Origin of the sequence: Salinibaculum salinum (assembly GCF_037645885.1) — an archaeon.
GTDB classification, from domain to species: domain Archaea; phylum Halobacteriota; class Halobacteria; order Halobacteriales; family Haloarculaceae; genus Salinibaculum; species Salinibaculum salinum.
The window spans coordinates 1-18,761 of record NZ_JBBENW010000029.1 but is presented as its reverse complement, the minus strand read 5'-3'; the positions used below and the strand labels follow the sequence as shown (position 1 = coordinate 18,761).

Annotated in this window: 22 protein-coding genes; 12 read left to right on the top strand and 10 right to left on the bottom strand. The window is 62.3% G+C overall.

The features are described 5' to 3' along the window. The first annotated feature begins 236 nt into the window (after positions 1-236). The 7 genes from WDJ60_RS17970 to WDJ60_RS17940 all read left to right on the top strand — a co-directional run bounded on the left by WDJ60_RS17970 (position 237) and on the right by WDJ60_RS17940 (position 7,044). Positions 237-1,286, top strand: coding sequence for a sensor histidine kinase (locus WDJ60_RS17970; RefSeq protein WP_340102105.1), 1,050 nt, complete (start codon positions 237-239; stop codon positions 1,284-1,286). Positions 1,287-1,349: 63 nt separating this feature from the next. Further along, positions 1,350-2,279 carry a 1,4-dihydroxy-2-naphthoyl-CoA synthase gene (locus WDJ60_RS17965; protein ID WP_340102104.1) on the top strand — a complete coding sequence of 310 codons (930 nt, stop codon included), beginning with the start codon at positions 1,350-1,352 and terminating at the stop codon, positions 2,277-2,279. A 69-nt stretch (positions 2,280-2,348) separates the two neighbouring features. Further along, positions 2,349-3,296 (top strand): 1,4-dihydroxy-2-naphthoate polyprenyltransferase, encoded by a 948-nt coding sequence (locus WDJ60_RS17960; RefSeq protein ID WP_417750478.1) that lies wholly within the window; start codon positions 2,349-2,351, stop codon positions 3,294-3,296. Next, complete coding sequence (menC, locus tag WDJ60_RS17955; protein WP_340102103.1) at positions 3,296-4,327, top strand: o-succinylbenzoate synthase; 1,032 nt, start codon at positions 3,296-3,298, stop codon at positions 4,325-4,327. Before WDJ60_RS17960 ends, menC begins: the two co-directional genes overlap by 1 nt. Before the next feature lies 1 nt (position 4,328). Continuing rightward, entirely contained in the window at positions 4,329-5,846 is a 1,518-nt protein-coding gene (gene menE, locus WDJ60_RS17950; RefSeq protein ID WP_340102102.1) for an o-succinylbenzoate--CoA ligase, read from the top strand. 55 nt (positions 5,847-5,901) lie between these two features. Next, complete coding sequence (locus tag WDJ60_RS17945; RefSeq protein WP_340102101.1) at positions 5,902-6,642, top strand: NRDE family protein; 741 nt, start codon at positions 5,902-5,904, stop codon at positions 6,640-6,642. A 51-nt stretch (positions 6,643-6,693) separates the two neighbouring features. Beyond that, complete coding sequence (locus WDJ60_RS17940; protein ID WP_340102100.1) at positions 6,694-7,044, top strand: helix-turn-helix transcriptional regulator; 351 nt, start codon at positions 6,694-6,696, stop codon at positions 7,042-7,044. Positions 7,045-7,051: 7 nt separating this feature from the next. Here WDJ60_RS17940 and WDJ60_RS17935 read toward each other — a convergent pair whose 3' ends face one another. Together WDJ60_RS17935 and WDJ60_RS17930 are read right to left on the bottom strand one after the other, a co-directional pair. Beyond that, on the bottom strand, positions 7,052-7,444 hold the full coding sequence (locus WDJ60_RS17935) for a hypothetical protein (RefSeq protein ID WP_340102099.1): 393 nt from the start codon (positions 7,442-7,444) through the stop codon (positions 7,052-7,054). A gap of 41 nt (positions 7,445-7,485) precedes the next feature. Beyond that, positions 7,486-8,250 (bottom strand): DUF2797 domain-containing protein, encoded by a 765-nt coding sequence (locus WDJ60_RS17930; protein WP_417750477.1) that lies wholly within the window; start codon positions 8,248-8,250, stop codon positions 7,486-7,488. 154 nt (positions 8,251-8,404) lie between these two features. Between WDJ60_RS17930 and WDJ60_RS17925 the strand changes: the two genes are divergently transcribed. Next, positions 8,405-9,103 carry a hypothetical protein gene (locus tag WDJ60_RS17925; protein WP_340102097.1) on the top strand — a complete coding sequence of 233 codons (699 nt, stop codon included), beginning with the start codon at positions 8,405-8,407 and terminating at the stop codon, positions 9,101-9,103. On the opposite strand, the gene WDJ60_RS17920 is transcribed toward WDJ60_RS17925, so the two are convergent. Both WDJ60_RS17920 and WDJ60_RS17915 read right to left on the bottom strand, forming a co-directional pair. After that, positions 9,100-10,026, bottom strand: coding sequence for an NAD-dependent epimerase/dehydratase family protein (locus WDJ60_RS17920; protein ID WP_340102096.1), 927 nt, complete (start codon positions 10,024-10,026; stop codon positions 9,100-9,102). The two genes, WDJ60_RS17925 and WDJ60_RS17920, sit on opposite strands and share 4 nt — an antisense overlap. A gap of 68 nt (positions 10,027-10,094) precedes the next feature. Further along, positions 10,095-11,612, bottom strand: a complete 1,518-nt coding sequence (locus WDJ60_RS17915; protein ID WP_340102095.1) for a cupredoxin domain-containing protein — start codon at positions 11,610-11,612, stop codon at positions 10,095-10,097. Between the two features lie 249 nt (positions 11,613-11,861). Here WDJ60_RS17915 and WDJ60_RS17910 point away from each other — a divergent pair, with 249 nt between their 5' ends. Next, complete coding sequence (locus WDJ60_RS17910; RefSeq protein ID WP_340102094.1) at positions 11,862-12,533, top strand: 2,5-diamino-6-(ribosylamino)-4(3H)-pyrimidinone 5'-phosphate reductase; 672 nt, start codon at positions 11,862-11,864, stop codon at positions 12,531-12,533. Here WDJ60_RS17910 and WDJ60_RS17905 read toward each other — a convergent pair. Together WDJ60_RS17905 and WDJ60_RS17900 are read right to left on the bottom strand one after the other, a co-directional pair. Next, the gene (locus tag WDJ60_RS17905) at positions 12,530-12,817 is read right to left on the bottom strand and encodes a DUF7545 family protein (protein ID WP_340102093.1); all 288 of its coding nucleotides are present in this window, start codon (positions 12,815-12,817) and stop codon (positions 12,530-12,532) included. The two genes, WDJ60_RS17910 and WDJ60_RS17905, sit on opposite strands and share 4 nt — an antisense overlap. A gap of 77 nt (positions 12,818-12,894) precedes the next feature. Beyond that, positions 12,895-13,947, bottom strand: coding sequence for an NAD(P)/FAD-dependent oxidoreductase (locus WDJ60_RS17900; protein WP_340102092.1), 1,053 nt, complete (start codon positions 13,945-13,947; stop codon positions 12,895-12,897). 114 nt (positions 13,948-14,061) lie between these two features. On the opposite strand from WDJ60_RS17900, the gene WDJ60_RS17895 reads away from it, so the two are divergent. From WDJ60_RS17895 to WDJ60_RS17885, 3 genes are all read left to right on the top strand, one after another. Further along, positions 14,062-14,343, top strand: coding sequence for a DUF357 domain-containing protein (locus tag WDJ60_RS17895; RefSeq protein WP_340102091.1), 282 nt, complete (start codon positions 14,062-14,064; stop codon positions 14,341-14,343). Between the two features lie 177 nt (positions 14,344-14,520). After that, the gene (locus WDJ60_RS17890) at positions 14,521-15,498 is read left to right on the top strand and encodes a transcription initiation factor IIB (protein WP_340102090.1); all 978 of its coding nucleotides are present in this window, start codon (positions 14,521-14,523) and stop codon (positions 15,496-15,498) included. 78 nt (positions 15,499-15,576) lie between these two features. After that, positions 15,577-15,756: a DUF7836 family putative zinc-binding protein gene (locus tag WDJ60_RS17885; RefSeq protein WP_340102089.1), complete on the top strand. Its 180-nt coding sequence runs from the start codon at positions 15,577-15,579 to the stop codon at positions 15,754-15,756. Here the strand turns inward: WDJ60_RS17885 and WDJ60_RS17880 are convergent. The 4 genes from WDJ60_RS17880 to WDJ60_RS17865 all read right to left on the bottom strand — a co-directional run. Next, positions 15,753-16,157 carry a translation initiation factor IF-2 subunit beta gene (locus WDJ60_RS17880; RefSeq protein WP_340102088.1) on the bottom strand — a complete coding sequence of 135 codons (405 nt, stop codon included), beginning with the start codon at positions 16,155-16,157 and terminating at the stop codon, positions 15,753-15,755. The genes WDJ60_RS17885 and WDJ60_RS17880 overlap by 4 nt on opposite strands. A 43-nt stretch (positions 16,158-16,200) precedes the next feature. After that, on the bottom strand, positions 16,201-16,710 hold the full coding sequence (locus tag WDJ60_RS17875; protein ID WP_340102115.1) for an acyltransferase: 510 nt from the start codon (positions 16,708-16,710) through the stop codon (positions 16,201-16,203). 79 nt (positions 16,711-16,789) lie between these two features. Beyond that, the gene (locus tag WDJ60_RS17870; RefSeq protein WP_340102087.1) at positions 16,790-17,842 is read right to left on the bottom strand and encodes a hypothetical protein; all 1,053 of its coding nucleotides are present in this window, start codon (positions 17,840-17,842) and stop codon (positions 16,790-16,792) included. A 56-nt stretch (positions 17,843-17,898) separates the two neighbouring features. Further along, the coding region (locus WDJ60_RS17865; RefSeq protein WP_340102086.1) for a hypothetical protein at positions 17,899-18,761 on the bottom strand (863 nt) is incomplete at its 5' end.

Genomic DNA, 18,761 nt, shown 5'->3' with positions numbered 1-18,761 from the left:
TGGTGGATCTCGTCGCCCCAATTTCAACGTTGATAATGAGACCGGTCGCGAGTGGTCTGGATCTCTATCGCGATTTCCCCTGCGTTTTCGAGACTTCAGTGGTTTTAGTCGTGTTGAACGTATACAGTTACTAACGGCATCCCAAATTATTATCACATCTGATATCAAACATCGAAATACAGGGAGATAGTGGGCCGAGAGTTCAGACAGTCGCTGCAATCCCAGAATCAGGACCAATGTACGTCTCGAAACGGAGTTTAGGCGAAGGCTACATCGTTGCAACGGGTGCCGTCCTGGGTGTCGTGCTCGTCGCCCAGATGGGCATAGCGGGACCTGCTGGGCTGTTCTGGGTACTGGCTTCCGGGGTTTCCGTCAGCGTGCTCGTCGGTGCGGCGTACTGGCTGCAGCGCCTGGATCTGAGTAGCGATCAGGTCTGGCTCGTCTCGAACTGCAGTGCGCTCGGGTTGGGAATAGGGACGACAGGGCTCGTCATCGCGGAGATAGCCACGCCAACTGCGACGGTGGTAACCGTGGACGTAGCAGTGCTGGGTGCAACACTGGGAGCAGCAGCCGTTCTCGGTTCCCTCGGTGGTGTGGTGGTGATACTCCACCGTTCGAATCGGGACCTGCAACGACAGAACGCTGTCCTCCACCGTATCCTGCGCCACAATCTCCGGAACGACATGTCCGTCGTGCTGTGTCTCCTCGACGACATCGAGGCGAGTACCGACGGCGAACCCAGCCAGACGGCACGACAGGCCCAAAAGAAAGTTCAGTCGTTCGTCAGATTGACCGACAGAGTCCGACAGGCAAACGTCGGGTTGACAGACCCTGCCGAAACCCAGGAGTGCAAGGACATAACAACTCTCGTCGAATCACGAGTCGACCAGTTGCGGCAAGAGAATCCCGAGTTGACTATCAGACTGGACCTCCCGGAGCACGCAGTTGCGTCGGTCAGCGGGACGTTCGGACTCGTCGTCGACAACCTCGTCGAGAGCGCGCTCTCCGACAGGACGACTGCACCGCAGCTGCGCCTGTGCGTCGAAACGGACCGTGATACGGTGCGGCTGCTCGTCGAAGACACCAACCAGACGATCCCGGCCGCAGACCTGACGGCAGTCGCGGCAGGGTCGGAGACGGCCCTCGAACACGGCTTCGGCGTCGAACTGTGGCTCGTCGAGTGGTTGGTCGAAGCGAACGACGGCGAGGTAACGTTCGATATGAGTGAGAACAAACACCAGGTCACCATCGAACTTGACCGAGTACGTTCGGGATGGCGCGGGTAGCGGTCGCCGAGCGGCGCGCCGCCAACGCCGAATCTTTTTGCGCTCGCCGGCCCCAGCGCTGGTATGGTCTCAGAGCTGTTCGACCCCGACGAGTGGGACGCAGTCGACGAGTTCGACTTTCGCGATATTACCTACCACCGCGGGACAGACGTTCCAGCGGTTCGTATCGCCTTCGACCGGCCGGAAGTCAGGAACGCTTTCCGGCCAGAAACAGTCGATGAATTGTATACGGCACTCGACCACGCCCGTTGCCAACCGGATGTGGGCTGTGTCCTCCTCACCGGCAACGGCCCGAGTGAGAAAGACGGCGGCTGGGCCTTTTGTTCCGGTGGCGACCAGTCGATTCGCGGTGACTCGGGGTACGAGTACAGCGAGGAGCGACGCTCCTCGGACAGTCAAGCGGCGAAGCCGCGCGACGACGAGGCTGCACAGCACGGTGTCGGGCGACTCCACATCCTCGAAGTCCAGCGGCTCATCCGATTCATGCCCAAACCAGTCATCTGCGTCGCACCCGGCTGGGCCGTCGGCGGTGGTCACTCGCTGCACGTCATCTGTGACATGACCCTCGCCAGTGAGGAGGAAGCCATTTTCAAACAGACCGACGCAGACGTGGCGAGTTTCGACGCCGGCTTTGGCTCGGCGTATCTCGCCCAGCAGGTCGGCCAGAAGAAGGCCCGTGAAATATTCTTCCTCGGGAAGGACTACGACGCCGAAGAAGCCAAAGAGATGGGGATGGTCAACGAAGTCGTCCCGCACGAGGAACTGGAGGAGGTCGCCCTCGCGTGGGCCGACGCCATCACCCGGAAATCACCGATGGCGATTCGCATGTTGAAGTTCGCTTTCAACGCCGTCGACGACGGGATGGTCGGTCAGCAGGTGTTTGCCGGGGAGGCAACGCGGCTGGGCTACATGACCGACGAGGCGAGCGAGGGTCGGGACGCGTTCAACCAGGGGCGCGAACCGAACTTCCGGCAGTACCCCTGGCACTACTGAGGAGACTGTCGGTCGACGGCCGGCGACCAACCACAGTCGCTTTGGGTGTCCCGCACTTACGCAATAACAATGACGACAGCCGACGTTTCGCGGACGCAAGCGTGGCTGATGGCGGCCCGGCCGCAGACGCTTCCGGCAGGTGCAGCGCCAGTGATACTCGGGGCTGCCGTCGCCGTCTACGCTGACGTATTCGCACCACTCCCCGCGCTCGCCGCACTGGTCGGCGCGCTCCTCATCCAGGTCGGCACCAACTTCGCCAACGACTATTACGACGCCGTCAACGGTGCCGATACCGACGACCGCGAGGGATTTACCCGCGTGACTGCCGGCGGCCTCATCGAGCCAAGGAAGGTCAAGTACGCGATGGCTGCCACCTACGGACTGGCCGTCGTGGTCGGGCTCTATCTCGTCTACATCGGGGGCGTCCCGATTCTCGTCGTCGGCCTCTCGAGTATCGTCGCCGGCGTCCTCTACACCGGTGGTCCCTACCCCTATGGCTACTACGGGCTGGGTGATTTCTTCGTCTTTCTGTACTTCGGCGTCGTCGCCGTCACCGGGACCTACTACGTACAGGCGGTCACCGAAGCTGCGGGGGCGTTTCCGACGACCGTTCCAGCGGGCACGGTCCCGCTGGACGTTCTCATAGTCAGTCTCGCCGCGGCGGGACCGTCGACGGCGATTCTGGTCGTGAACAATATCCGGGACATGGAGACCGACCGAAAGTCGGGCAAGCAGACACTCGCGGTGAAACTTGGTTACCGCTGGAGTCGCGTCGAGTTCGTCGCAATGCTCGCGCTGGCTTACGTTGTGCTACCGGTGCTGGTATCGGCGTTCGGATACCCGATTTCGGTCCTCCTGCCGCTGTTCTCACTGCCGCTTGCAGTCGGGTTGACCCGGACCGTGTTGACACGGACCGACGGCGACGCGCTCAATCCCGCCCTGGAACGGACCGGCCAGTTACTCGCCGTCTACTCGCTGTTGCTGGCAGTGGGACTCGTCGTCCCGGTGGTGACGTGATGCTCGAACTCGAACCGTTCTCGGTGGAACTGGCGTCGCCACTGGCGACAGCAGCGGGAACGCTCGACCGCCGCGAGGGGTTTCTCGTCTCCGTCGAGTACGACGGGCAACACGGTGTCGGCGAGGCGACGCCGCTACCGGGCTGGACTGAATCCCACGACGAGTGTCGGGCAGCGCTCTCCCGCGCCGCCGAGATCGCGGAGGAACTCGACTGGGGAATCGCACTGGCGAAAACCGAGCAACCGGCCGCGCGACACGGCCTCTCGCTCGCACTCGCCGAGGCCCGCGCACGTCACGCCGACAGACCACTCTACCGGTATCTCGGCGACGACCGATTCATTCCGTCCGTCCCCGTCAACGCGACCATCGGCGACAGACCACTCGACGGGACGGTCGAATCGGCCGCCGCCGCGGTTGCGGAGGGGTTCGACTGTCTGAAACTCAAAGTCGGTGCTCGCTCCGTCGAAGAAGATATCGAGCGGTTGCGAGCGGTCCGCGAGCGGGTCGGCGACGGTACCGAACTCCGGGCGGACGCCAACGGCGCGTGGACGCTCGACCAGGCCGAACGCGCCTTCGACGCCTTCGGCGATATCGACGTCAGCTACGTCGAGCAGCCGCTGCCTGCGGCCAATCTCGCGGATCACACCCGTCTTCGCGGTGGCCCAGTCGACGTGGCACTCGACGAAGCCCTGACCGAGTACTCCGTCGACGACATTCTCGCGGAGTTCGCGGCGGACGTGCTCGTGATTAAACCGATGGTCGTGGGCGGACCCGACCGCGCACGTGAGATTGCGCTGACCGCCCGAGAGGTCGGTGTCGACCCCATCGTGTCGACCACCGTCGACGCCGTCGTCGGGCGGACCGGCGCGGTCCATCTGGCTGCGAGCATTCCCGACGTTCGTGCGTGCGGACTCGCGACGGCAACGCTGCTGGCAGAGGACCTCTCTCCGGACCCGGCACCGGTCACCGACGGAGCGATTGAAGTGCCACAGGGTAAGGGTCTTGGGCTGCCGGACCGACCACGAAACTAGGATGCCCGAGCCAGTCGAGTGGCCCACCCGCGACGTATTATCTCATCGCGCAGCGACGACACCAGACCGGACCGCACTCATCGACGTGGCGACCAACAGGGAGTGGACCTACCGGGCGTTCGACACCATAGTCGACGGCGTCACCGCACGACTGGAGCGGCAACTCGGCTCGCAGACGAAACCAGACGCGAACGCACAGACTCGAATCGGCTTACTCGCGTCGACGCGCATCGGTTTTTTCGCGATATTGCACGCCTGCTGGCGCGCGGGCCACACTGTCGTGCCGCTGGACACGCAACTCACCAGCGGCGAACTGGGAGCACGACTCGACCGCGTCGACCCGGCACTGCTCGTCTGTGAAGGGGTGACTGAGGAACGGGCGCTGACGGCGACAGACTGCCCCGTCGCGTCCCTGGACGATCCGACCACCGAGTCCGTCGAACCGCTCCAGCCGACTGTGGCTAACGACTCGGAGACTGTCGAGCCCGCCCGCTGGCACCGCGACGACACTGCAGTTATCATGTTCACGTCGGGGACGACCGGCCGGCCGAAAGGCGTCCAGTTGACGCTGGGGAATCTGGTCGCCAGCGCGACCGGGTCGGCGTTCCGACTGGGCGTCGCACGGGGCGACCGCTGGCTCGACTGTCTCCCGGCGTATCACATGGGCGGGCTGGCACCGGCCGTCCGGTGTTCGCTCTACGGCACCACACTGGTTGTCCAGCAGTCGTTCGACGCAGACCGGCTGGCCAACGCGCTGGCGACCTACGGCGTGACAGGCGTCTCGCTCGTGCCGACGCAGTTGAAGCGACTGCTCGACAGCGGGTGGACACCTGTCGAATCGCTGGAGACGGTGTTGCTCGGTGGTGCACCGGCAAGCCAGGACCTCCGCCAGCGTGCACTCGACGCCGGCGTGCCGGCGTATCCTACCTACGGGATGACCGAGGCGGCATCGCAGGTGACGACGGCGACGCCAGTCGACACGGCGTCGATAACCGGTACCGTCGGCCAACCGCTCGTCACGGTGACCGTAACTATCGTCGACGAGACGGGTGAGCCGGTCGACACCGGAGAGCGCGGAGAGATCGTCGTCGACGGGCCGACCGTGACGCCGGGCTATCTCGACGACAGCGTGACCGAGGAGACGTTCGGTGAGTTCGGTCTCCACACTGGTGACATCGGCTACCGTGACGAGAACGGGCGGCTGTGGGTACTGGGGCGGGCCGACGACACCATCATCACCGGCGGTGAGAACGTCCACCCCGCTGAAGTCGAGTCGGTGCTCCGCGACTATCCAGAGATCGCCGACGCCGCGGTGGTCGGACTCGCCGACGATGAGTGGGGCGAACGCATCGGCGCGCTGGTGGTGGCAGCGGCTGTCGACGTCGAGGAGGTCGAAGCGTTCGCCCGCGAGCGCCTGGCCGACTACAAGGTTCCCAAGCGGTTCGCGGTCGCGACAGAACTCCCTCGTACTCCGTCGGGGACAGTCGACCGCGATGCTGTCCGTACCCGGTTGGGTTGAACACGAAACAAATCGGACCCGACGGCTTTTGACGGTGCCTGCCGTATGGGAGTTCGTGTGCACTCTGACGCTCGCCTGGCACGTGTTCGAGGACGCGCCCGTCGTGGTGGCTGCCAACCGCGACGAACTGGTCGACCGCCCCTCGGAGCCGCCGGCACGCCGCGACTGGGAGCGCCCGGTGGTTGCCCCGCGCGATAGCGAGGCCGGAGGGACGTGGATCGGATACAACGACGCTGGCGTTCTCGTCGCGATAACGAACCGCTGGATAGAAACGGACATGGAGAGCGACCGGTCTCGCGGCCTCCTCGTTCGGGACGCACTGAACCACGAGAGCGCCGAAGACGCGGTCCGATTCGTCGAGCGCGAACTCGACGAACGCTCCTACGATGGGTTCAATCTGGTCGTCGCCGATGCGAACGCCGCCTTGCTCGTCGAATGGGACGGTCACCGCCGCGTCTCCAACTTCGACCCCGGCGTCCACGTCGTCGTCAACGTCGGCGCGGACGGCAACTACACGATTCCCGGCCACCGGCCGGACGTGGGCGAACAGCAGGCCGTCAACGCTGATAGTGTCCTGACGGCACTCCAGCCAGAACCCGGCGAGGAGAGTCGAGAGTGGCTCGACCGGGCAGCGACGGTCATCGCCGACCACGAGTACGGCGTCTGCGTTCACGGCGACGGCTTCGGAACCCGCTCGTCGTCGCTCATCCACCTCGGTACCGAGGAGAGAACGTTCGAGTTTGCAGACGGACCGCCGTGTGAAACGCCGTTCGAGCCAGTCGACGCGCACGTCTAGGCCAATCGGCCGACAGTCACTTTTAAACGGCCGACGAACCGTGTACAGTATATGAGCACGACACCCAGAGAAGAGGGACTTTCGGAGGACGAACTCCGGGGGCTGGAACTCGTCCGCGAGACAGGCGGCATCCATCAGAGTAACTTCTGGAAGGAGCTGGATGTCTCCTCGCGGAAGGGCAGTCGTATCGTCGACTCCCTGAGCGAGAAGGACCTCATCGAGCGCGAGAAGACTGTGTACGAAGGACACAACACGTACTATCTCACGCCCGCAGCGCAGGACCTCGACTTTTCACTTTTGATGGCGGGGGACCAGCTCTCGCCCTTTGTCGGTGACGAAGAAATAGACGCCCACAGCGACGCCTTCTCGCAGTGGGTGATGAATCTCGCGTACGAAGAATAGTCGTTTTTTAGTCTTCGAGCGCGTCGGCAATCCGGTCGAGCGACCGGCGCATGTCGTGGACCTCGTCGCGAAGCTTTCGCATCTCGCGAGTGAGTTCTTCGTTGCTGCCTTCGCTCTCGCCGCGTCCGCCCGGACCACCTGGGCCGCCACCCATGCCGGGACCGCCGCCGCCCATCATCCCGCCCATCATCTGTGCGAACGGGTTGCCACCGCCGCCCATGCCGCCGGGACCGCCGCCCATCATCTCCTCGGGCGGGCCACGCTGTCCCTCACCCTCTTCGCCTTCCTCTTCGGCGCGCTGCTGGCGAATCTCTTCGACACGCTCGCGGAACGATTTCTCCTCGCTGTCTCCGGATTCTGATTCGGGTTCGGATTGGCTCTCGTCAGATTCGTCTGCCATACACCGCCATTCTGTCCGCCGCCAGAAAAGGGTTGTCGTCGCTACTGAAACGCGCCCAGACTCGACTGCAGTTGCCGGTCTGTCTCACCCGTCTCCAGGTCGTAGCCGACGAGGTCGCGCATATCGACAGCGTACGTGCTCCCGTTGGTATCGAGGACGAGTACGCGTCCCTGCGTGCCGCGAACCGTTCCGGTGGCAAGCGTTTCTGCGACCGGTCGCTCGGTCAGGTCCAGCCCGTACTCGAACGAATACGTCGCCAACGGGTCGAAATCGGTCAGTAGGTCCTGCCAGGCGTTCTCATCGACGGTGCGGTGGAGCCCGTTTTGCTTGGTCGGAACGCGTACCCGGTCGCCCACGTCGACTGCGATGTCGGCCTCGATCTGGCGGGCGATGCGTCCGTCACCGACCGTCCGCAAGTGCGCGGCGCGGTCTGCCCCCTGTTCGCGCAGGCGCGTCTCCAGTCGCCACGACCGCGTCACCCCGACTTTGAACGTCGCCGGTGCGAACGCCGCGAGATAGACGGCGTGCTCGTCCGTACAGGAGGGCAACGGCAGGTCGCAGTCACCGGTACAGCGCGCACAGGCCCACCTGCTCGTGTGCTGGTCACAGTATGGGGCCTTCTCGCGTGCGCACGGGGAATGCACCGATTCGTCAACAGTACCCGCACAGTGGCGCTCACCGAGCGTGTACGAGAGGGCGGTCCCGGGAGCGAGTGATTCCGACCGGACCGCTCCGTCACATGCGACGAGCAGGGCCGCGTGGTCTTCAGCACCGCCTGCCGCCGTCTCGTAGCCGACAATTTGCACGTTCGTCTGTTGGGCAACGACCAACATATGCGCTCTGTTCAGGCCCGACGAACGCAGAGAGCCACCGGTGTTGGGCAGCTCCGAACAGCACGACGCGGGTCGTGCCACAAGGGGAACAATTAAGCGCCGCCAAGTTCCTTTTCGAGTGAAACATATGGCATCGCCGCTGTCTCTGGTGACGGCCATCGCTTTGGCCGCAATCGGCTTCGGGTTGGCGTACTTCGGCTACGAAATTGCACAGAAGTTGCTTGGCATCGCCGGGGCGATCGGTGGGTTCGCCGCTGGCATCGGCCTCGCGACAGTCGTGGCCCCGACGGTCACGGGAAGCAGCGTGAGTCCTGTCGTGATGCTCGTCGTGGCTCTTTTCGGGGCGGTTCTGGGGCGCGTGTTCGTCCCGGCGCTCAGTCCGTTGGCCTTCGGTCTCGTCGGATTCGTCGTAACCGTCCTCGCTGTACTGGCGTTTCTCTCGCAGGGACGGATTCTGGACGTTATCCTCAACGCGATTCCCACGAATCTGGCAACTGCCAATCCGGAACTGATACTCCAGCGAATCGCCTCGGCACCGCTGTTCAGCGACCCCAACTTCGACCAGGCACTGCTGCTCGCCGTCGTCGCCGGGGTCATCGGCGGAATAATCGCACTCAAGCTCTACGACGAGTTCGTCACTGTGGCGACGACGGTAATCGGTGCGTCGATGCTCGGTCTGGCGATTCCCATCCTCATCGATACCTTCCAGGGAGGGGCGCCGACGGTCGGTGCCGGCGAGTTCTCGTTCCTCTGGTTCGGCGTCACACTTGTCACCGGTATCGCCTTCGAGTTCGCCCGAAACAGAGACAAGATGGACCTCGCCTAGAGTTCTCTTAGCAACTCCTGGGTCGACTGTCGGACCGCATCGTCACTCGACTGTGCGGGTTCCCAGCCGAGCGCTGACAGTTTCTCCACCGAGAGTCGCATCCGCGGTACGTCACCAGTCCAGCCCCGGTCGCCACCAGTGTGTTCGTACGCCGGGGACAGCCCCATCTCGTCGGCGACGATATCGGCGATCGTGTCGACAGAGGTGGTGGTGCGGGTCCCGAGATTGTAGACGTTCAGGTCGTCGCTCGCGTGTTCGACGACGTGGGCCATCGCGTCGACGCACTCCTCGATGTGCATGTACGACTTCTCCTGTCGCCCGTCGCCGAGAATGACCAGTTTGTCGGGGTCATCCCGGAGCTTTTCGACGAAGTCGGGGACGACAGCGCCCCGCAGTCGGGGACCGACGATGTTGGCGAATCGAAACACCCACGCTTGCAGGTCGTGGCTGTGGGCGTACGTCGAGATGAGTCCCTCTTCGGCGAGTTTGCCGGCACCGTATTCGGAGATCGGCTCTTTGGGCGCGTAGTCTTCCGGTGTCGGGCGGGGTGCTTCGCCGTAGACCACCGACGAAGACGTGTACGCGAGGTGAGAGACGCCGACAGCATCCATCTGTTCGAGGATGTTGTACGTCATCCGGAGGTTGTCCTCGAACTGCTGGCGTGGCTGGTCGCTGTTGACCGCCTTCGCAGCGGCAAAGTGAAACACGGCATCGACGTTCGAGGTTATCGTTTCCGCGACGACTTCGGGGTCGGTGAGGTCGCCGTGGACGAACTCGGCACCGTCGGGTACCCACTCTCGGTTGCCGTTCGAGCAGTCGTCGACGACGAGTACGTCGTTCGTCTCGAGCAGGGACTCTGCGAGGTGTGAGCCGACGAAGCCAGCGCCGCCGGTGACCACCAGTCGCTTCCCGGTCAGGTCCATGTCGGGGCGTCACGGAGCAAGAAAATGTGTGTTCCGATGTCGACAGCGGTGGCCACAAGCGCCGACCGTTAGACCGGGCTAGACTCGTTGTCAGCCACCGTCTCGTTGCCGGAGTCACCCGGTGCGGTTCCGTTCTCCGTCTCGGCACCAATCGGTTCTTCCTCCGGCGTCATCTCGTCCGGCGTCTCGTCAGTCGGTGTCTCCTCGCCCGGGGTCTCTTCGCCAGGTTCTCCCTCGCCGGGTTCCTCTTCCCCCGGAGTCTCTTCGCCAGGTTCTCCCTCGCCGGGTTCCTCTTCCCCCGGAGTCTCTTCGCCAGGTTCTCCCTCGCCGGGTTCTTCTTCTCCAGGGGCGTCCTCTTCAGTGCCGTCTTCTTCGGGTTGGTTGTACGTCTGGAGGTCCTCCCACATGACCCGCCCGGCGTCCACAATTGCGCCAGGTTCGAGTTCGACGTCAGTCAGGACCTGTCGGGCCAATCCAACTGGTCCGACTCGCGGCTCGGGGAGATTCTCCACGTCAGACGTTTCGAAGTTCGGGTTCGTTTCCTCGCCGACGACGATACGCATCGCCATCCCGTAGGACTCGTGCGGCGCACACTCGATGTCGTAGACGCCCGGCGTGTCGAACTCACGGAGCCAGACACTCGGCTCGGCAGTTCCATCCTCGCCGGCACCTGGTTCAGTTTCCTCTTCCTCACCGGCACCTGGTTCGGTTTCCTCTTCCGCACCGTCAGCCGGCGTTGGTTCGCCATCAGAAGGCGTCTCGGTCCCGTTCTCGGACGGTGTCCCGATTCCGTCATCTTCGGGAGTCGTCGTGCCGTCATCGGATGGTGACTCAGTCTCGTTACCGGGCGTCACCTGGGCATTCTCGTCTGCTGTCGAAACCGTGTCGGTGGCCGACCCCGTCACCCCATCCGTTTCGTTGTCGCCAGGAGCTTCAGTGTCGTTCCCCCCTGGAGCCGAAGTGTCATTCCCGTCTGTCTCACCACCAACAGCGGGCGTCGTTGCCGTCTCGTCCTCGGCTGGTGTCGTTTCCATTTCGCCGTCCGACGGTGTCGTTTCTGTGTCTTCTTCGTCGGACGGAGGTTCTTCCGTTCCGTCGTCAGGCATCTCTCCGTCACCGCCGATAGTGCCATCCTCTGCCGGTGGCATGTCGATGTCGTCCGGGAGGGAGTCGGGGTCCCAGCCCATAATCGGTGAGGAGAATGCCTCCTCACCGGGCGGAATCCGTCGCTGCATCCCGAACGCAGGGTGATACGACGTGACGGTGTGGTCCGGCGTCTCGAAGACGAACTTGACGACGTCTCCGGTTTCTATGCTGAGACCTGTCGGCTGGAAGTAAAAGTCGGCAGGTCGCTTGGGATTCGTCGAGGGCCCGATGCGCGTCCGAACGGTGTGAACGGTCCGTTCCTCGTCTCCCGATTCCTCGTCCATCTGATTTGTTATGCCACCTGTGCCGTTGGCTGCGGCGGCTGTTCCGCCGAAGATTCCGAGGGCGCTCCCGGCACCGACTGCTTTGAGAACGTCCCGTCGGAACGATGCGAAAGTACTCTGCTCGTCGCTCGCCTCTTGTCGCTCGGTATCTGGCATGCGGGCAAACAGAGTGTATTCGCTATCATCGTTATACAGTGCGAATATCGAGCCACGTCGACAGTATGCTTCCCCAATCTTCGTGTGGTATCTGGAACGCCCGACTCCAAAGCACCGGTCCGCCTATTGGGTCGCCTTACTGTTCCACCACTGGTGTGGATAAGCGCACCTTATGAATGGAGTCGTGAGCAGTCCCCGACGCAGCATCCAACCGAAAACCGTTTGTTGAGCGTTGTGGTATCTGGTACCGTGCGAATTGTCGTCAACGCTGCGATGAGCGCAGACGGAAAGCTCTCGACGAGAGAGCGCGAGCAGATAGCGATAAGTGGGCCAGATGATTTCGAACGAGTCGACCGACTGCGGGCCGAAAGCGACGCTGTGATGGTCGGAGTGGGCACTGTCGTCGCCGACGACCCGTCACTCACAGTGGATGACCCCGACCTGCGGGCGGCCCGGCAGGAACGTGGTGACTCCGAGAATCCCGCGCGCGTCGTCGCAGACTCGCGCATCCGAACCCCACCGAACGCACAGATTCTCGACAACAGAGCCGACAGCTATCTCCTCGTCAGCGAAGCTGCCCCCGGTGATTTCGTCTCGCTGATGGAAGACAGTGGTGCGACCGTCGTCGTCGCCGGCGACGACCGGGTGGATCTCGAAGCAGCGTTCGAAATCCTCGAATCGCAGGGTATCGACCAGATGATGGTCGAGGGCGGTGGGGAGCTCATCTTCTCGCTGTTCGAGTCCGAACTGGTCGACGAACTATCCGTGTTCGTCGGTTCGACGATATTCGGCGGTCGAGACGCCCCGACACTCGCAGACGGCGACGGCTTCGTCGAGGAGTTCCCGGAGTTGACACTGGAGACGGTTGAGCGCCTGGACGATGGCGTTCTCCTGCAGTACGAAGTCGGCGAGAACAGTTAGTGGGAGTGGCCGGTCACTTCGCCGTAGCTCTGACCGAAGCGCTCTTCGAAGAGGTCCATCGCCAGCTCCTCGGCGTCTTCGAGGTCGGCGTCTGTTTCGCCGTGACTGTGGTGGACGAGCGCGTGAGCCTGCTGTGCGATGCCGAGCATCGCCAGGTCGCCGACCACAGTCGTCGTGTCTTCGTCGGCCTCGCCGAGCATCTCGATGATCGCGCGGGGCACTTCGATTGCGTCGCTACCGTCGTCGTCCGTCTCCAGACGGACCGTGACTGTCTCACTTGCCATGACCCTGTCTTCGGCAGCCCACACTAAAGGGTCTGTGGGTCCGTGCTCCCGCGATACACGGCCGGTAGAGAGGGTCGTTAGTCGTCAGACTCTGCAACCGGCGTCTCCGCGGTTACGGACTGGGACTGTGGCTGTTCTTCGAGGAACTCGTCGGCGTCGAGGGCTGCTTTCGACCCCATCCCGGCGGCGGTGACCGCCTGCTGATAGTGGTAGTCGACTACGTCACCAGCACCGAAGATACCCTCGACAGCGGTTTTCGTCTGGCCGCCGCCGTCACCGCCTTGCGTCCGCAGATATCCGGCGTCGTCCATCTCAACGTCAGTTCCCTCCAGATAGTCCGTATTCGGTGTGTGGCCGATGGCGTAGAACACCGCGCCCACGTCGAAGTCGAACGTCTCCGTGTCGGGGTCGTTGAGGTTGTCTTTCGGGTGTCCTTCCTCGTTGCGCGCGAGCGTGACGTGGTCGACACCGTCCTCGGGGGAGCCGTGAATCTCCAGCAGTTCCGTGTTGCGCATGATTTCGATGTCCCCTGCGTCGACTTTCTCCATCACGCGGTCGATCCAGTAGTCTTCGGCGCGGAACTTCTCCCGACGGTGCGCGAGGTAGACCGTGTCGGCGAACTTCGTGAGGAAGTTCGCCTCTTCCATGGCAGCGTCACCGCCACCGACGACGAGCATGTCCTCGTCGCGGAAGAACGCGCCGTCACAGGTCGCACACGTCGAGAGCCCGTAGCCCATCAGTTCGTCCTCACCGGGCACACCGAGCGTCCGCGCGCTGGCACCGGAGGCGGCGATGAACGCATCGCAGGTGTACACGTCGCCGTTCGAGAGTTCGACGCGGAACGGTGGCTTGCCACCGTCGATATCTTCGACGATGCCGTGGTCGATTTCAGCACCGAACTTGGTAGCCTGCTCTTTCATGTTCTGGACGAGTTCGGGGCCGCCGATGCCGTCGGGAAAGCCCGGATAGTTGGCCACGTCCGTCGTCAGCGTGAGCTGTCCACCCGGTTCGTCCCCTTCGAGAACGAGCGGGTCGTTGTTCGACCGGCCGGCGTAGATGGCCGCTGTGAGTCCTGCAATTCCGGTTCCGGCGATGATGAGCCGCCGATGTTCGACTACCTCGTCTGTCATGGCGTATTTTTGGGCAGGCCGCATTTTGTAGGTTGCGCTGTATTGTGCGTTTTACGAACAACCGCACATCGATGGTAGCCGAACGTTGATACCGGTCGCAGCAAAAGCACGGCTATGGCCGACATCGAAGAGAAGACCGAGCGCTATGAGCGACTGCTCGCGGAGGCACTTGACGCAGCGACGATAGCGCCGCCGCCGGAGACGCCGATGGCCGAGGCTGCCGAGGAGTGCGAAGAGATGGCTGCATCGTACCTCTCCGACGGCCGCCACTTCGCCGACGAAGACGACCTCGTGAACGCGCTAGCTTCCTTTTCGTACGGGCACGCGTGGCTGGATGCCGGTGCACGTATCGGTCTCTTCGACGTGCCCAGCGAGGGACATCTCTTTACGGTGTGAGTTACACCATCTCATGATTGGGATGGTACCAGAAACCGGAAATCACCCGAGGGAATGGTATCACATAACACCGTTGGCGAAAGGTTTATATTCTTTTCGCACTAACTAACAGTTAGCAGAGTCGCCCAAGAGGGTTTCAATATTTTCCCCCCGGCAACTCACAACTTTCCCCCAATCATGAGCGAAGCACCAATCCGAACCACCGAACAGACACGAGAGAGTGAACGAACAACGGAGACAGAAACAGAGACGGAATCGGTAGACACCTGTCCGGAGTGTGGCGGAAAGATCGTCTCGGACGCAGAACACGGCGAGACGGTCTGCAACGAGTGCGGACTCGTCATCGACGAGGACGAAATCGACCCCGGACCGGAGTGGCGTGCGTTCAACCCCGGTGAGCGCGACCAGAAATCCCGCGTCGGCGCGCCGACGACGAACATGATGCACGACAAGGGACTGTCGACGAACATCGGCTGGCAGAACAAGGACGCCTACGGTAACTCGCTGTCGTCGAGCCAGCGCGAGAAGATGCAGCGACTCCGGACGTGGAACGAACGGTTCCGAACTCGCAACAGCAAGGAGCGAAATCTCAAGCAGGCGCTGGGCGAGATCGATCGGATGGCCTCCGCCCTCGGTCTCCCGAAGAGCGTCCGCGAGACGGCGAGCGTCATCTACCGGCGAGCCCTAGAAGAGGACCTGTTGCCCGGCCGCTCTATCGAAGGTGTCGCGACGAGCGCACTCTACGCCGCAGCGCGCCAGGCCGGCAACCCCCGATCGCTCGACGAGATGTCGCGGGTCTCCCGCGTCGACCGGATGGAGCTCACCCGCACCTACCGGTACATCATCCGGGAACTGAGTCTCGAAGTCAAGCCCGCTGACCCCAAAAGCTACGTTCCCCGGTTCATCTCGGACCTCGGCCTGTCCGACGAATCCGAGCGGCGCGCCCGACAGTTGCTCGATGCCGCGAGCGAGACCGGTGCGATATCCGGCAAATCTCCCGTTGGACTTGCGGCTGCAGCGGTGTACGCCGCTGCCCTCCTGACCAACGAGAAGGTCACCCAGAGTGAGGTATCCGAAGTTGCCGATATCTCCGAGGTCACGATCCGGAACCGCTACAAGGAACTCCTCGACGCCGACCAGGGCGTTCCGGCCTGAAATCGCAAGGGGAGAGTTTTAAGGAGACAACGAACAGACACAAACCTTTTCCCCTCTGTCTGTGTGTCAACAACACGCATGACTGAAGCGTACGTTCGATTACTCTGCCCTGAATGCAAGAAGGATTGGGAAGACTCGCCGGGTAACCTACCAGCGTCGAATAGAACGTTTCACTGCCCGAACTGCCACGCGAGTCGACCGATGTCGGAGTTTACACGGACTGAACACGACCTCAAAACCCTGAAACAACTCAGCTAGCCGCTGGTCGCCGAGCGTGCGCCACAGGCCTCACACCGGAGGATGACAGCTCCCTGTTCCTTGTCGAGGCGTGTGTCCGGCAGTCCACACTCCGAGCAGAGGACGTACTCGTCAGCGTACTCGTCGATGGCCTCGCCGATGCGGTCGGCGTCGAAACTGCCGGTGAGACGGGCACGGCCGCTCTCGTCGATGTGGCCGCTCGTCCCGAGTTCGTCCTGCAGGAACTTCATGACGTGGTCGTCTTCGCGACCGAGGTCTGAACACACCGTCTGGAAGTTCTCGAAGACGCTGACGTTCCCTTCCTGTCTGACCTCTGGGTCGGTCACGTCGAACCGCTCGGAGTCACCCTGAATTTCGGGCGTCTCTTCCAGCCCGCGGTCGAGCATCTCGTCGTAGTCCATACCCTCTCTCCGCTCCCGAGCGATTAAAATGCCACGGGATTTCCTAATCGACGCGTTCGGCGGGGACGCCAGCGACTGTCGCTCCCGGCGGGACGTCTTCGGCGACCAGCGAATTGGCCGCGACGCGCGCGTTCGCACCGACGTGTACGCCGGGCAAGATGACCGTCTCCGCGCCGATCATCGCACCTTCACCGATGACGACCTCGCCAGTCCGGTACTCCCCGCGGAGAAACTCGTGACAGAGGATGGTTGCATCGTAGCCGACGATAGCATCGTCCTCTATCCGGATGAGTTCCGGCCAGAACACGTCCGGCGTCGCCGAAAGCGCTAGCGAAACGCCGCTGCCCACGTCGGCGCCGAGTCGCCGAAGAAGCCAGGTCTTGATCCGGAGAATCGGCGAGAATTTGATAAGCTGAACGACGAGGAAGTTGACGACAATCTGGAGCGGATTTCGCGCATCAGTCCAGTACTGCAGAGAGTTTTTCGGCCCTGGCGTCGCCGTCGCCGTAATGCGCTCGTGGCGCGGATTTCTCGATCCGACAGCACCGCTCATCTCGGAATCTGGGGCATCATCGGAGTCGTCGCGTCCATCGGGCGTCGCGTCACTCACAGCACCCCCTTCGTCACCGGGCCTATTCAAATGCGCGCACGCCACCGGTTGCCAGGCAAGGTTCGTGCACAATATCGCTCGCTGCAACGTCGCGGTCGAGATCGTTGCTAAAGTCTGATGCAGCTTCTTGGCGCTGCGCTTCCTCAATCTTCTGCCGTCCAGACCGGCTGAGTTCCACACCGCCCGAACTCACAGAAACATCAGTCCTGCTGATATTGACGCCCTGGTACGCTCTATCAAATTGATCCGCTGCCTGTTCTCGAAAGGTTGCATCGGCGTTCGGGTCCAGTGGCTCTTGTAGCGGTTCTCGGTCAACCCGTAGCCCCCCTGGGCGGTTGTCTTGCGTGGTGTCCTCGGTCGTGGTATCCGTCTCTGCGGTCGGTGTACCAACTTCCTCGCCCCTTGGAATCCCGGCAGGCCCGGTTTCCGGCGCTAGTGGTGGGCTATCCGTCCCACTGTCGTCACTCTCAGTGCCGCTGGTGTCACTCGTCGACGTGTCCGGCTCTGGCGTCTGTGGCTCGCCTATCTCGTCTGGCACGTTCTCTGGCGTGTCAAAGTCCGGCTGTCCCGGTCCTGGGCTGTCTGTATCCGGGCTTGGCCCTGAGTCTGGGTCCGGCGGGGTCCCTTGGGGCGTCTCTGGCTGCACACCGAAATTACCCTCTGTAACGTCACTGGCTGGTGTATCCAAGCCGCCACTGTCGTCACTGCCAGAGTCGCTGTCTGTACTGCTGTTGTCGCTGCTATCAGTGTCCTGGCTGGTATCGAGTGGTCCAGCACTCAGGCCAACGTCCGGGCGCGTGTCTGGCGTCTGTGTCTCTTCATCGTCACTGTCTGTCGTTGTTTGTTCATCACTCGGCGTGCCTTGGTTGCCCACTTCTGACCCAACAGGAATCCCGCCAGGGCCAGTCTCCGGTGGCTCCGTGTCTTCATCTGAATCCGAATCCGAGTCTGGCCGCGTGTTGTCTGGGTCACGGCCAGATTCAATCACTTGCTCTTCTTGCTCTTCGGACAACGACACATCGTCATTGTCCCGTAGGTACCGCTCCATCGCGGTGAGTCCGTCGTCATTGCTCATACTCTCAAATTGCCGCTAAACGTCTAAAAAGGCAGAAGGCCAGGCGAAATGGAGAATTACAGGTCTAAGTCTTCCAGCAGTTCTGGGTTCTCTTCCTGAATCCGGTGTATCTTGTCCACCGCTTTCAACAGGTCCATATCGTCGGCTTGGTCCTTCTTGTCGTCGGCGTCAGATTTGAGGTTCTCTTGCACGGATTGCGCCTCAGCAGAAAAGGTAATCCCACACTTGGGGCAGGCCATAGCGTCCGGCGGTAGCGGCGTCCCACATCGGCACACTTCCGGCACGTCCGGGTGTCTGTCAATTTCGGTTTCCTCTTGTTTCCCTGCTGCAACCCGCGCCCGGTCGTTGTGGTCCTTGGCACCGATGTGGGCGTAGGTCGTTTCCATCACACTGCTATCCGGTGCGTGGCCGATAAAGAACTTCACCGTCTCGTCGGGAAGTTCCCAGTTCCGCTTACAAAGAGTCACAAAATTGTGGCGCAACATATGCGGGTGTGTCGGTTTCTCGAACTCACTGGCCTTGTCCAGACCAAACGCGTCTTTGGTCATTTCCCGCATGACGTACTGAATTGACTTGTCCGACACCGGTTCAAACTCGTCCACCTTGCTGTAGGCAGGCTTTGACGTAATTAGATAGGCGTCCGGGTCCGGGTTCGGGTGATACTGTAGCCATTCACGCACCGCACCTTCGGCGTGCAACAATGGGCGTGGCTGTCTCGGCTTGTGAATCCCTTTCAGACCGTCTGCTTCGGTGTTGAAGTAGTATTCACTGTTCTCTAAATGGAAAGCAGCGCGAGTTCCCCGCCCCACCGTGGGCGGGGGTGAAGCGCGTACGCTCGGCTGCGTCCCTGTTTTTAAGGACTGGGACGCCCTACACCAGTTTGGAACCCACGTTATCGGCCTCGCAAAACCCGCGCACC

Excerpts from the sequence above, each read along its gene's own strand:
- WDJ60_RS17970 (WP_340102105.1), top strand. The coding sequence starts at position 237 with ATGTACGTCTCGAAACGGAGTTTAGGCGAAGGCTACATCGTTGCAACG.
- WDJ60_RS17965 (WP_340102104.1), top strand. The coding sequence starts at position 1,350 with ATGGTCTCAGAGCTGTTCGACCCCGACGAGTGGGACGCAGTCGACGAG.
- WDJ60_RS17960 (WP_417750478.1), top strand. The coding sequence starts at position 2,349 with ATGACGACAGCCGACGTTTCGCGGACGCAAGCGTGGCTGATGGCGGCC.
- menC (WP_340102103.1), top strand. The coding sequence starts at position 3,296 with ATGCTCGAACTCGAACCGTTCTCGGTGGAACTGGCGTCGCCACTGGCG.
- menE (WP_340102102.1), top strand. The coding sequence starts at position 4,329 with ATGCCCGAGCCAGTCGAGTGGCCCACCCGCGACGTATTATCTCATCGC.
- WDJ60_RS17940 (WP_340102100.1), top strand. The coding sequence starts at position 6,694 with ATGAGCACGACACCCAGAGAAGAGGGACTTTCGGAGGACGAACTCCGG.
- WDJ60_RS17935 (WP_340102099.1), bottom strand. The coding sequence starts at position 7,444 with ATGGCAGACGAATCTGACGAGAGCCAATCCGAACCCGAATCAGAATCC.
- WDJ60_RS17925 (WP_340102097.1), top strand. The coding sequence starts at position 8,405 with ATGGCATCGCCGCTGTCTCTGGTGACGGCCATCGCTTTGGCCGCAATC.
- WDJ60_RS17920 (WP_340102096.1), bottom strand. The coding sequence starts at position 10,026 with ATGGACCTGACCGGGAAGCGACTGGTGGTCACCGGCGGCGCTGGCTTC.
- WDJ60_RS17915 (WP_340102095.1), bottom strand. The coding sequence starts at position 11,612 with ATGCCAGATACCGAGCGACAAGAGGCGAGCGACGAGCAGAGTACTTTC.
- WDJ60_RS17905 (WP_340102093.1), bottom strand. The coding sequence starts at position 12,817 with ATGGCAAGTGAGACAGTCACGGTCCGTCTGGAGACGGACGACGACGGT.
- WDJ60_RS17900 (WP_340102092.1), bottom strand. The coding sequence starts at position 13,947 with ATGACAGACGAGGTAGTCGAACATCGGCGGCTCATCATCGCCGGAACC.
- WDJ60_RS17895 (WP_340102091.1), top strand. The coding sequence starts at position 14,062 with ATGGCCGACATCGAAGAGAAGACCGAGCGCTATGAGCGACTGCTCGCG.
- WDJ60_RS17890 (WP_340102090.1), top strand. The coding sequence starts at position 14,521 with ATGAGCGAAGCACCAATCCGAACCACCGAACAGACACGAGAGAGTGAA.
- WDJ60_RS17885 (WP_340102089.1), top strand. The coding sequence starts at position 15,577 with ATGACTGAAGCGTACGTTCGATTACTCTGCCCTGAATGCAAGAAGGAT.
- WDJ60_RS17880 (WP_340102088.1), bottom strand. The coding sequence starts at position 16,157 with ATGGACTACGACGAGATGCTCGACCGCGGGCTGGAAGAGACGCCCGAA.
- WDJ60_RS17875 (WP_340102115.1), bottom strand. The coding sequence starts at position 16,710 with ATGAGCGGTGCTGTCGGATCGAGAAATCCGCGCCACGAGCGCATTACG.
- WDJ60_RS17870 (WP_340102087.1), bottom strand. The coding sequence starts at position 17,842 with ATGAGCAATGACGACGGACTCACCGCGATGGAGCGGTACCTACGGGAC.